This is a genomic window from Pseudomonas sp. GM78 (genome assembly GCF_000282475.1).
Classification (GTDB): domain Bacteria; phylum Pseudomonadota; class Gammaproteobacteria; order Pseudomonadales; family Pseudomonadaceae; genus Aquipseudomonas.
This window is the reverse complement of record NZ_AKJF01000066.1, coordinates 85,498-97,720: the sequence shown is the minus strand read 5'-3', so window position 1 is coordinate 97,720 and position 12,223 is coordinate 85,498. Positions and strand designations below refer to the sequence as shown.

At 59.6% G+C, this 12,223-nt stretch carries 9 protein-coding genes; all 9 read left to right on the top strand.

Annotated features, from left to right (window positions below):
- Positions 1 to 30: 30 nt before the first annotated feature.
- The 9 genes from PMI35_RS21860 to PMI35_RS21900 all read left to right on the top strand — a co-directional run bounded on the left by PMI35_RS21860 (position 31) and on the right by PMI35_RS21900 (position 12,089).
- On the top strand, positions 31 to 747 hold the full coding sequence (locus tag PMI35_RS21860) for an SIMPL domain-containing protein (RefSeq protein WP_008057481.1): 717 nt from the start codon (positions 31 to 33) through the stop codon (positions 745 to 747).
- 546 nt (positions 748 to 1,293) lie between these two features.
- A complete protein-coding gene (locus PMI35_RS21865; RefSeq protein ID WP_008057474.1) occupies positions 1,294 to 2,919 on the top strand; it encodes an ABC transporter substrate-binding protein in 1,626 nt (541 codons plus the stop codon).
- Positions 2,920 to 3,226: 307 nt separating this feature from the next.
- Complete coding sequence (locus PMI35_RS21870; protein WP_008057473.1) at positions 3,227 to 4,828, top strand: ABC transporter substrate-binding protein; 1,602 nt, start codon at positions 3,227 to 3,229, stop codon at positions 4,826 to 4,828.
- A gap of 173 nt (positions 4,829 to 5,001) precedes the next feature.
- A complete protein-coding gene (locus tag PMI35_RS21875) occupies positions 5,002 to 6,435 on the top strand; it encodes an OprD family porin (RefSeq protein ID WP_008057472.1) in 1,434 nt (477 codons plus the stop codon).
- A 78-nt stretch (positions 6,436 to 6,513) separates the two neighbouring features.
- The gene (locus tag PMI35_RS21880; RefSeq protein ID WP_008057471.1) at positions 6,514 to 8,109 is read left to right on the top strand and encodes an ABC transporter substrate-binding protein; all 1,596 of its coding nucleotides are present in this window, start codon (positions 6,514 to 6,516) and stop codon (positions 8,107 to 8,109) included.
- A 72-nt stretch (positions 8,110 to 8,181) separates the two neighbouring features.
- Positions 8,182 to 9,192, top strand: coding sequence for an ABC transporter permease subunit (locus PMI35_RS21885; protein ID WP_008057470.1), 1,011 nt, complete (start codon positions 8,182 to 8,184; stop codon positions 9,190 to 9,192).
- 11 nt (positions 9,193 to 9,203) lie between these two features.
- A complete protein-coding gene (locus tag PMI35_RS21890; RefSeq protein ID WP_008057469.1) occupies positions 9,204 to 10,130 on the top strand; it encodes an ABC transporter permease subunit in 927 nt (308 codons plus the stop codon).
- Between the two features lie 10 nt (positions 10,131 to 10,140).
- Positions 10,141 to 11,109, top strand: coding sequence for an ABC transporter ATP-binding protein (locus PMI35_RS21895; protein ID WP_008057468.1), 969 nt, complete (start codon positions 10,141 to 10,143; stop codon positions 11,107 to 11,109).
- Positions 11,109 to 12,089 carry a peptide ABC transporter ATP-binding protein gene (locus tag PMI35_RS21900; RefSeq protein ID WP_008057467.1) on the top strand — a complete coding sequence of 327 codons (981 nt, stop codon included), beginning with the start codon at positions 11,109 to 11,111 and terminating at the stop codon, positions 12,087 to 12,089. The genes PMI35_RS21895 and PMI35_RS21900 overlap by 1 nt, the downstream gene beginning before the upstream one ends.
- The last annotated feature ends 134 nt before the right edge of the window (positions 12,090 to 12,223 follow it).

Sequence of the window (12,223 nt, the reverse complement as noted above, 5' to 3'; positions counted from 1 at the left end):
ATCAACCTGCGCACCCACTTAGGAGCCTTCATGCACACATTCCGCCGCAGCGCCGCCCTCCTTGCCCTGAGTGCCGGCACCCTCGCCGCCCTCCCGGCCCTGGCCGCCGACGAACTGCATTACAACCAGATTTCCCTGCGCGCCGAAGTCAGCCAGGAAGTGGCTCGCGACCTGATGATCGTGACCCTCTACACCGAAGAACAGAACACCGACCCGGCCAAACTCGCCGCGGACGTCAGCACCACCATGAACAAGGCGCTAGCCCAGGCCAAGCAGGTCAAGGACATCACCCTGCGCCAGGGCAGTCGCAACAGCTACCCGATCTACGACGCCAAGGGCCAGAAAATTACCGGCTGGCGCGAGCGTGCCGAACTGCGCCTGGAAAGTCCGGACTTCGCCGCACTGTCCAAGCTGACCGGCGAACTGCTCACCGACCTGAAAATGGGCGGCATGGATTTCGCCATCGCCACGCCAACCCGCAAGGCCAGCGAAGACGCTTTGCTCAAAGAAGCCGTGACTGCCTTCAAGGCCCGCGCCCAACTGGCCACTGATGCCCTGGGCGGCAAGGGCTACAAAATCGTCAATCTGAACTTCAACAGCAATGGCTACCCGCAACCGTACATGCGCGGGCCGATGATGATGAAAGCCGCCAGCATGGACGCCGCTCCGGTGACGCCGGAAGTGGAAGCCGGCACCAGCCAGGTCAGCATGACGGCCGATGGATCGATTGAAGTGCTGATGCCTTGAATAGATAACCTCTGAACAAAAACGGCGATCACCCAAGTGATCGCCTTTTTTTATCCCTGTAGGAGCTGCCGCAGGCTGCGATCTTTTGATCCTGATCTATGCTCTCTGAACATTTCAGTGGCTACCAGAAAGATCGCAGCCTGCGGCAGCTCCTACAGACATGACCTACAGACTTAAACGAAAAGTTGCACCTTGTACTACCCGCAAACTGCGACCAATACCAGTGCAACGATAACCACTCCCATTCACCCCCACACACCCGTCAAGGACGGGGTATAAATAGGTAACACCACGCCCCACTCACGGGCAACCCAAGGCTTTAACGCACCATTAAAGTGCGCCAGTTGCACTACAAAAACGCCACGCAAACGGTCAAATGCGTCAGGTTTTATACAAATGCGACATTAAGGTACGTTCGTGCCACTGTTTAACACTTGTAGTCGCTCTGGATCTTGCATTGGGTATGGCCCCTGCATAAGTATCCGCAGGCACGACTCACGAGGTCGTCCTCAAAATCAAAAAATGACAACAAATCATGAGGCCACCATGCTTAAACAAGCGGTCATTCCGTTTTTATTAGGTGCCAGCTTGCTAGCTAGCGCACCGTTCGCCCAAGCTGCGACTAACCTGGTGTTCTGCTCCGAAGGGAGCCCGGCCGGTTTCGATCCAGGTCAATACACCACCGGAACTGACTTCGACGCCTCTGCCGAAACCATGTTCAACCGCCTGACCCAGTTCGAGCGCGGCGGCACCGCCGTCATTCCTGGCCTGGCGACCAGCTGGGACGTCTCCGATGACGGCCTGACTTACACTTTCCACCTGCGCGACGGCGTCAAGTTCCACACCACCCCGTATTTCAAGCCGACTCGTGAGTTCAACGCCGACGACGTGCTGTTCACCTTTAATCGCATGATTAACAAGGATGACCCGTTCCGCAAAGCGTACCCGACCGAATTCCCGTACTTCACCGACATGGGGATGGACACCAACATCACCAAGATCGATAAAGTCGACGACAAAACCGTCAAGTTCACCCTCAAAGACGTTGATGCCGCGTTCATCCAGAACATGGCGATGAGCTTTGCTTCGATCCAGTCCGCCGAATACGCAGCCCAGCTGCTGAAAGAAGGCAAGGCTGCCGACATCAACCAGAAGCCGGTCGGCACTGGTCCGTTCGTGTTCAAGAGCTACCAGAAAGATTCCAACATCCGCTACACCGGGAACAAGGACTACTGGAAGCCAGACGATGTCAAGATCGACAACCTGATCTTCGCCATCACCACCGACCCGTCGGTACGTATTCAGAAGCTGAAGAAGAACGAGTGCCAGGTCACCCTGTTCCCTCGTCCGGCCGACCTGAAAGCGCTGCGCGAAGACAAGACCCTCAAGCTGCCTGACCAGGCTGGTTTCAACCTGGGCTACATCGCCTACAACGTGATGGACAAGGTCAAGGGCAGCAACGAGCCAAACCCGTTGGCCCAACTGAAAGTGCGCCAGGCACTGGACATGGCGGTCAACAAGCAACAGATCATCGACTCCGTGTACCAGGGCGCGGGCCAACTGGCCGTCAACGCCATGCCGCCGACCCAGTGGTCCTACGACACCACCATCAAGGATGCGCCGTACAACCCTGAGAAAGCCAAGGAGCTGCTCAAGGAAGCCGGTGTAAAAGAAGGCACCGAAATCGTCCTCTGGGCCATGCCGGTACAGCGTCCGTATAACCCGAACGCCAAGTTGATGGCTGAAATGCTGCAGTCCGACTGGGCGAAAGTCGGTCTCAAGGTCAAGATCCAGAGCTACGAGTGGGGCGAGTACATCAAGCGCTCCAAAGGCGGCGAGAACCAGGCAATGCTGATTGGCTGGAGCGGTGACAATGGTGATCCCGACAACTGGCTGAACGTGCTGTTCGGCTGCGACTCGCTGGAAGGCAACAACTTCTCGAAATGGTGCTACAAGCCGTTTGACGACATCGTCAAGCAAGCCAAGCGCACTTCGGATCAAGGCAAGCGCACCGAACTGTACAAGCAGGCGCAACACATCCTCAAAGATCAGACGCCAATGACACCTATCGCTCACTCGACGGTGTTCCAACCCATGCGCGCCAATGTGCAGGACTTCAAGATCAGCCCGTTTGGCTTGAACTCCTTCTACGGCGTCAGCGTCAGCAAATAAGGTTGGGTAACGGCGACGTTCATGACGTCGCCGTTACTTTGCCTACCGAGAACGCAGGAAATTACCTACATCCAAATCGCCCGCTGACTACAGCAGAGCGCTAGGACGCGTCGTCTTTTCCCACGAGCATTTCGGACTTTTCGTATTTACTGCCGGGCCCACGGTACCTACCGTCGGGATCTGACCAGCTGATGCGTGGGTCCTCGGTTTTTTTTGCTGCACGCCATGGCTGGAAACCAGTGAAGCCTCCCCCGTCTGCGCACGGAGCGAAGGCTCATTGACACAACACTGAACAAGAGAGAGCGTCATGCGCCATACCTTGGTTTTATCCGCATTGCTGGGCACCGGCCTGCTGGCCGCCACGTCCATGAGCCAGGCTGCCTCCAACAGCCTGGTGTTCTGCTCCGAAGGCAGCCCCGCCGGCTTCGACACCGCGCAGTACACCACCGCGACCGATAACGATGCCGCCGAACCGCTGTACAACCGCCTGGCAGAGTTTGAAAAAGGCTCGACCAATGTCGTACCGGGCCTGGCCACCAGTTGGGATATTTCCGAGGACGGCCTCACATACACCTTTCACCTGCGCCCGGGCGTGAAGTTTCATACAACCAAGTACTTCACTCCGACTCGCGACTTCAACGCCGATGACGTGCTGTTCACGTTCAATCGCATGCTCGACCCGCAACAACCTTTCCGTAAGGCTTACCCCACCGAATTCCCGTATTTCAACGGGATGAGCCTGAACAAGAACATCGCCAAGGTCGAAAAGACCGGGCCGCTAACCGTGGTCATGACGCTCAACAGCGTCGACGCCGCGTTCATCCAGAACATCGCCATGAGCTTCGCCGCGATCCTCTCCGCCGAGTACGCCGACAAGCTGCTGGCCGAGGGCAAGCCGAGCGACATCAACCAAAAGCCCATCGGCACCGGGCCGTTCGTGTTCAAGAGCTACCAGAAAGACTCGAACATCCGTTACACCGGCAACAAGCATTACTGGGACCCGAGCCGGGTCAAGCTCGACAACCTGATTTTCGCCATCAACACCGACGCCTCGGTACGCGTGCAGAAACTCAAGGCCGACGAGTGCCAGATCACGCTGCATCCGCGCCCGGCTGATGTGACCGCGTTGAAGAACGATCCAAAACTGCAACTGATCGAAAAGCCCGGTTTCAACCTGGGCTACATCGCCTACAACGTGCGTCACAAGCCATTCGACCAGCTCGAAGTGCGCCAGGCGCTGGACATGGCGGTGAACAAGCAAGGCATTCTCAATGCCGTTTACCAGGGTGCAGGGCAACTGGCGGTCAACGCCATGCCGCCGACCCAATGGTCCTACGATGAGACGATCAAGGACGCCGCCTACAACCCGGAAAAAGCCAAGGAACTGCTCAAGGCTGCCGGCGTGAAGGAAGGCACCGAAATCACCCTGTGGGCCATGCCCGTACAGCGCCCCTACAACCCCAACGCCAAGTTGATGGCCGAAATGCTCCAGGCTGACTGGGCGAAGATCGGCCTCAAGGTCAAGATCGTCAGCTACGAATGGGGCGAGTACATCAAGCGCACCAAGAATGGCGAGCACGACATCAGCCTGATCGGCTGGACCGGTGACAACGGTGACCCGGACAACTGGCTCGGCACCCTGTACAGCTGCGATGCCATCGGTGGCAACAACTACTCCATGTGGTGCGATCCGGCTTACGACAAGCTGATCAAGCAGGCCAAGGTCGTGACCGACCGCGACCAGCGCACCGTGCTCTACAAACAGGCGCAGCAGTACCTCAAGCAGCAGGTACCGATCACGCCGGTCGCCCACTCGACGGTCAACCAGCCGTTGAGCGCCAAAATCGAAGGGTTCAAGGTCAGCCCTTTCGGTCGCAACGTTTTCTCGGGTGTCAGCATCGAAAAATAAAACCGTGTAGCTGAAAACGCTGGGGGCGCATTGCGCCCTCACGCAAGCCTATTGCCGTAGTTCGCCAATCCGGCATCCAGCAAACGTTTGCGATGCGTGAAAGAGTTCCAAAGCAAATAGCCGAACCACCAAAAAAGGCCGGCATTAATAATAGAAAGTAAGGAGCTTCACCCATGAAACTGAGCAGCACCGCGATACTGGCCTTGGCCATCAGCAGTATCACCGCCACGGCGTATGCTGAAACCCAGAGCCAGGCGTACACCCCGGTGACCGTGAATGAAAAAAGCGCCCAGAGCGAAGCCACCGGTTTCCTCGAAGGCCAGTCGATCAGCGGCACGACCCGTAACTGGTACGCCAACGAACAACTGAAACGTGGTGCCAATTTCTCCTACAAGAAAGATGGCGTATCGACCCCAACGGATCGTCGCATCAACTGGGTTCAGGGCACCATCCTCAAGTACAACTCGGGCTTCACCGAAGGCACTGTCGGCGTCAGCACTGAAGTGGCGGCCTACAACGCCATCGCCCTGGACCAGGACCGCAAGGACCTGGCGTCCAACAACGGTGGCGCACCGGGTACTCGCCCAGGCGCGGGCAACAACCGTACCCTGACCGAAGAAGGCGGCGACGCCGTTGGCCAGTGGAGCAAACTGGGCCTGGCCAACGTCAAGGCGCGTATTTCCAACACCACCCTGACCGCCGGTCGTCAGAACTTCAGCAGCCCGATGGTCGACGTCATCGGTAACCGTGCGCTGCCTTCGAGCTTCCAGGGTGTGGCGATCCACAGCGAAGAGCTGAACAACCTGGCGTTCGACCTGGCCACCTTCGATCGCAACTCGCCGCGTACCGAACAGAGCCAGCGCAAATTCCGCACCGAATACGCCAATGGCATCGTTGAATCCGATCACGTCTACACCGGCGGTATCACCTACACCCCGTTCGCCAGTCTGACCACCAGCCTCTGGGCCACCCAGGCCGAGGACATCTGGAACCAGTACTACTTCGGCGCCACCCACGTACTGGGCGACAGCCAGGTACTGAGCCTGACCACCGGCCTGAACTACTACAAGACCCAGGAAGAAGGCAAAGCGCTGATCGGCGACATCGACAACGACACCTACTCGCTGTCGTTCGGCCTGACCCACCAGGCCCACAGCCTGACCTTCTCGTACCAGGAAGTGAACGGTAACGAGTACTTCGACTACCTGCACGAAACCAACGGCATCTACCTGGCCAACTCCCTGCTGTCGGACTTCAACGGCCCGAACGAGAAATCCTTCCAGGTTGCCTACGGCCTGAACATGGCCGAATACGGCGTGCCAGGCCTGAAGTTCAACATCTACCAGGCGCGCGGCTGGGGTATCGACGGTACTCACTACACCGGCAACAAAGGCGTGGCCGACAAAGGCTACGATGGCATCCAGTCGCAAGACGGCGAACACCATTACGAATACGGCATCGGTGCCACCTACGCTATCCAGAGCGGCCCGTTCAAGGCCACCACTGTTCGCGGGACGTACACCGCTCACCGCGCCAGTGAAAACCAGGCTGACGGCAGCATCAACGAGTTCCGTCTCGTGACCACTGTTCCGTTCAACATTCTGTAATGCACCCGCCCCACGGTTGATCCAGCGATGAATCAACCGTGGGGCTTTTGTCCTTCAACCGATTGCAGAGGGTTCTTGATGAAAATGCTTCCCCTACGTGCGGCCATCGCGGCCGCCTTGCTGACTGTCGCGGTGGGTGTATCGGCCAAGCCGCTGGTGGTCTGCACCGAAAACAGCCCCGAAGGCTTCGACATGGTCCAGTACACGACTGCAGTCACAGCCGACGCGGTGGCCGAAACCATCTTCAATCGCCTGGCGGACTTCAAGCCCGGCACCACGGATGTGATTCCGGCACTGGCTGAATCCTGGGACATCAGCGAAGACGGCCTGAGCTACACGTTCCACCTGCGCAAAGGCGTCAAGTTTCACACCACCGAATACTTCAAGCCGACGCGCGACATGAATGCCGACGACGTGGTCTGGAGCTTCCAGCGCCAGCTGGACCCGAACCACCCATGGCACAAGCTGTCGAGCGTGGGCTTCCCGTACTTTGAAAGCATGGGCTTCAAGGAACTGCTGAAAAACGTCGAGAAAGTCGACGACAACACGGTCAAATTCACCCTGACCCGCCGCGAAGCGCCGTTCCTGGCCGACATCGCCATGGCGTTCTCCTCGATCTACTCCGCCGAGTACGCCGACCAGCTGCTCAAGGCCGGCAAGACTGGCGAACTGAACAACAAGCCGATCGGCACCGGCCCGTTCGTCTTCCAGCGCTACAACAAGGACGCCCAGGTTCGCTTCAAGGCCAACCCGGACTACTTCCGTGGCAAGGCACCGGCTGACTCGTTGATCTTCGCCATCGCCACCGACAACAACGTGCGCCTGCAGAAGCTCAAGGCCAACGAATGCCAGGTCGCGCTGTACCCTAAACCGGACGACATCCCGAGCATCAAGAAAGACACCAAGCTGAAGGTCGATGAACTGAACGCGATGACCGTCGCGTACATCGCCATCAACACCCAGCACAAATACCTGAGTGACGTGCGCGTACGTAAAGCCATCGACATCGCCTTCGACAAGGAAGCGGCCGTCAACGCGCTGTTCGGCAAAGGCAATGCGACTGCGGCGGTCAACCCGTTCCCGGACACCCTGCTGGGCTACAACCACGACATGAAGAACCCTGTGCGTGACCTGGACAAGGCCCGCGCCCTGCTCAAGGAAGCCGGGGTCCCGGAAGGCACCGTATTCACCCTGTTCACCCGTAACGGCGGGGGTGCGACCAACCCCAACCCGATGCTCGGCGCGCAGATGATGCAGGCCGACCTGGCCAAGGTCGGGATCAAGATCGACATCCGCGTGATGGAGTGGGGCGAAATGCTCAAACGCGCGAAAAACGGCGAGCACGACATGGTTTCCGCCGGATGGGCGGGCGATAACGGCGACCCGGATAACTTCCTGACGCCTATGCTCAGTTGCGAGGCGGCGAAGAACGGCGAAAACTACGCACGCTGGTGCAATGAAAAATTCCAGGCCCTGATCGACCAGGCCCGTGAAAAAACCGACCCGGCCGAACGTGCAGCACTGTACGAACAGGCTCAGGTTATCTTTAACCAGGACCAGCCATGGATCAGCATGGCGCACACTAGAATGTTCACCGCAATGCGCAACAACGTAGAGGGCTACCACATTAGCCCCCTCACCACTAATAACTTCGCCACAACCCAGGTGAAGTAGATAAGAAACTCCCGGCATCCCTGACCCAGGCATGCCGGGCACGCCTAACCGGCTGATGAGGTACACCTTACGATGTTTAGTTTTATTGCCCGCCGACTGGGGTTACTGATCCCCACGTTCTTCGGCATCACCCTGCTGACTTTCGCGTTGATTCGCATGATCCCTGGCGACCCCGTGGAAGTCATGATGGGCGAACGCAGAGTCGACCCTGAAATGCACGCTCAGGCAATGGAACGCCTTGGTCTGAACAAACCCCTGTATGCCCAATACCTGGATTACATCGGCAAACTGGCCCACGGCGATCTCGGGGAATCCCTGCGTACCCGTGAAAGCGTCTGGAACGAGTTCACCTCCCTATTCCCCGCGACCCTGGAACTGTCCATGGCCGCCCTGTTGTTCGCCGGTATCCTGGGTCTACTGGCCGGGGTGATCGCGGCACTCAAGCGAGGGTCCCTGTTCGACCACGGGGTGATGGGCATCTCCCTGGCGGGATACTCGATGCCGATCTTCTGGTGGGGCCTGATCCTGATCATGTTCTTCTCGGTCTCCCTGGGCTGGACCCCGGTGTCCGGGCGGATCGACCTGCTCTATGACATCGAGCCGCGCACCGGCTTCATGCTGATCGATACGCTGCTGGCCGATGACGTCGGCGCGTTCCTCGATGCCCTGCACCACCTGATCCTGCCGGCCATCGTGCTGGGTACCATCCCGCTGGCGGTGATCGCGCGGATGACCCGTTCGTCGATGCTCGAAGTGCTGCGTGAAGACTACATCCGTACCGCCAAGGCCAAGGGCCTGTCGCCGTCGCGCGTGGTGTTCGTGCACGGCTTGCGCAACGCGCTGATCCCGGTGCTGACCGTGGTCGGCCTGCAAGTCGGCACCCTGCTGGCCGGTGCGGTCCTGACCGAAACCATCTTCTCCTGGCCGGGCATCGGCAAATGGCTGATCGAAGCCATTGGCGCCCGGGACTACCCGGTCGTGCAAAACGGCATCCTGTTAATCGCCTGCCTGGTGATTCTGGTCAACTTCGTAGTGGACATCCTCTACGGCTTTGCCAACCCACGCATCCGTCATCAGCGCTGAGGTCAATACCCATGAGCACTCCAACATCCTCAGTAGCCACCGCCACCTCCGCCGTGGATCAAAGCCTGCTGTACCCGTCACCCTACAAAGAATTCTGGCAAGCGTTCTCCAAGAACAAAGGTGCCGTTGCCGGCCTGATGTTCATGCTGCTGGTGATTTTCTGCGCCATCTTCGCCCCGTGGGTCGCGCCGCATGACCCGAGCGAGCAGTACCGCGACTTCCTGCTCACCCCACCAGCCTGGCTGGAAGGCGGGCAGATCCAGTTCCTGCTGGGTACCGATGAACTGGGACGCGACCTGCTGTCGCGCCTGATCCAGGGCTCGCGCCTGTCGCTGCTGATCGGTTTGTCGTCGGTGGTGATGTCGCTGATCCCGGGGATCCTGCTCGGCCTGCTCGCCGGTTTCTTCCCAAAAGCCGTCGGCCCGACCATCATGCGCCTGATGGACATCATGCTGGCCCTGCCGTCCCTGCTGCTGGCCGTGGCGATCGTCGCCATCCTCGGCCCTGGCCTGATCAACACCGTGATTGCCATTGCCGTGGTGTCCCTGCCGTCCTATGTTCGCCTGACCCGCGCCGCGGTCATGGGCGAGCTGAACCGCGACTACGTGACCGCCGCACGCCTGGCTGGTGCCGGCCTGCCGCGCCTGATGTTCGTCACCGTGCTGCCTAACTGCATGGCACCGTTGATCGTACAGGCCACCCTGAGCTTTTCCTCGGCGATTCTCGATGCCGCCGCCCTGGGCTTCCTCGGCCTTGGCGTACAACCGCCAACCCCTGAGTGGGGCACCATGCTGGCCTCGGCCCGCGACTACATCGAACGCGCCTGGTGGGTCGTCAGTCTGCCTGGTTTGACCATTTTGCTCAGCGTGCTGGCAATCAACTTGATGGGTGACGGCCTGCGCGACGCGCTGGACCCGAAACTCAAGAACGCCGCCTGAGGAGATTCCCATGTCACTGCTAGAAATCAAGAATCTCAACGTTCGCTTCGGCGACAAGAACGCGACCCCGGTGGTCGATGGCCTCGACCTGAAAGTCGACAAGGGCGAAGTGCTGGCCATCGTTGGCGAGTCGGGTTCGGGTAAATCCGTGACCATGATGGCGCTGATGGGCCTGATCGAACATCCAGGCATCGTCACCGCCGACTCGCTCAGCTTTGACGGCAAGGACATGCTCAAGCTCAACAATCGCCAGCGTCGGCAGATCGTCGGTAAAGACCTGTCGATGGTCTTCCAGGACCCAATGACCGCGCTCAACCCGAGCTACACCGTCGGGTTCCAGATCGAGGAAGTGCTGCGCCTGCACCTGAAAATGTCCGGCAAGCAAGCACGTAAACGCGCCATCGAACTGCTGGAAAAAGTGGAAATCCCGGGTGCCGCCAGCCGTATGGACGCCTACCCGCATCAACTGTCCGGTGGTATGAGCCAGCGTGTCGCGATCGCCATGGCGATTGCCGGCGAACCGAAACTGCTGATCGCCGACGAACCGACCACCGCATTGGACGTGACGATCCAGGCGCAGATCATGGACCTGCTGCTGGCGTTGCAGAAAGAGCAGAACATGGGCCTGGTGCTGATCACCCACGACCTCGCGGTGGTGGCTGAAACCGCCCAGCGCGTCTGCGTGATGTACGCCGGCCAAGCGGTCGAAGTCGGCCAGGTGCCGCAACTGTTCGACATCCCGGCGCACCCGTACAGCGAAGCGCTGCTCAAGGCGATTCCGGAGCACAGCCTGGGCGCCTCGCGCCTGTCGACCCTGCCGGGCATCGTCCCGGGTCGCTACGACCGTCCGCAGGGCTGCCTGCTGTCGCCGCGCTGCCCCTACGTGCAGGAAAACTGCCGCGTGCAGCGTCCAGCCCTTGATCCGAAAAGCAACAGCCTCGCCCGCTGCTTCTACCCGCTGAACCAGGAGGTGGCGTAATGGCCGTCGTTCTTACCGCCCGCGACCTGACCCGTCACTACGAAGTGTCCCGTGGCCTGTTCAAGGGGCATGCCACCGTACGCGCCCTCAACGGTGTGTCGTTCGAACTGGAAGCCGGCAAGACCCTCGCCGTCGTGGGTGAGTCGGGCTGCGGCAAATCCACCTTGGCCCGGGCCCTGACCCTGATCGAAGAGCCGTCCTCGGGCTCCCTGAAAATCGCCGGCCAGGAAGTCGCCGGCGCCGACAAGGCCCAGCGCAAGCAACTGCGCAAAGACGTGCAGATGGTGTTCCAGAGCCCGTACGCCTCGCTGAACCCACGGCAGAAGATCGGTGACCAGTTGGCCGAACCGCTGTTGATCAACACCAACCTGTCGGCCACCGAACGTCGCGAGAAAGTCCAGGCGATGATGAAGCAAGTGGGCTTGCGCCCTGAGCACTACCAGCGCTATCCGCACATGTTCTCCGGCGGCCAGCGCCAACGGATCGCCCTGGCTCGCGCGATGATGCTGCAACCGAAAGTGCTGGTGGCCGACGAACCGACCTCGGCGCTGGACGTGTCGATCCAGGCGCAGGTGCTGAACCTGTTCATGGATTTACAGCAAGAGTTCAACACCGCCTACGTGTTCATCTCCCACAACCTGGCGGTGGTACAACACGTCGCCGATGACGTGATGGTGATGTACCTCGGCCGCCCGGTGGAAATCGGTCCGAAAAACGACATCTACGAGCGTCCGCTGCACCCCTACACCCAGGCGCTCCTGTCGGCCACCCCGACCATTCACCCGGACCCGAACAAGCCGAAGATCAAGATCGTCGGCGAGTTGCCCAACCCGCTGAACCCGCCACCCGGCTGCGCGTTCCACAAGCGCTGCCCGTATGCGACCGAGCGTTGCAAAACTGAAGAGCCGGCTTTGCGTCCTCTCGATAATCGGCAGGTGGCTTGCCACTACGCCGAGCAATTCCTCGACGGCGCGGCGTAACGAAATGTGGGAGCAAACCTGCTCCCACAAGTGATACAGACCCCCTTCCTCAGGATGCGCTTCAGTCCGAGGGAGGGGTTTTCTTTTGCCTGAAATTCGCCTTAGCCATCGGCATGCCGGTTTGGTCGAAAGCG

Excerpts from the sequence above, each read along its gene's own strand:
- PMI35_RS21860 (WP_008057481.1), top strand. The coding sequence starts at position 31 with ATGCACACATTCCGCCGCAGCGCCGCCCTCCTTGCCCTGAGTGCCGGC.
- PMI35_RS21865 (WP_008057474.1), top strand. The coding sequence starts at position 1,294 with ATGCTTAAACAAGCGGTCATTCCGTTTTTATTAGGTGCCAGCTTGCTA.
- PMI35_RS21870 (WP_008057473.1), top strand. The coding sequence starts at position 3,227 with ATGCGCCATACCTTGGTTTTATCCGCATTGCTGGGCACCGGCCTGCTG.
- PMI35_RS21875 (WP_008057472.1), top strand. The coding sequence starts at position 5,002 with ATGAAACTGAGCAGCACCGCGATACTGGCCTTGGCCATCAGCAGTATC.
- PMI35_RS21880 (WP_008057471.1), top strand. The coding sequence starts at position 6,514 with ATGAAAATGCTTCCCCTACGTGCGGCCATCGCGGCCGCCTTGCTGACT.
- PMI35_RS21885 (WP_008057470.1), top strand. The coding sequence starts at position 8,182 with ATGTTTAGTTTTATTGCCCGCCGACTGGGGTTACTGATCCCCACGTTC.
- PMI35_RS21890 (WP_008057469.1), top strand. The coding sequence starts at position 9,204 with ATGAGCACTCCAACATCCTCAGTAGCCACCGCCACCTCCGCCGTGGAT.
- PMI35_RS21895 (WP_008057468.1), top strand. The coding sequence starts at position 10,141 with ATGTCACTGCTAGAAATCAAGAATCTCAACGTTCGCTTCGGCGACAAG.
- PMI35_RS21900 (WP_008057467.1), top strand. The coding sequence starts at position 11,109 with ATGGCCGTCGTTCTTACCGCCCGCGACCTGACCCGTCACTACGAAGTG.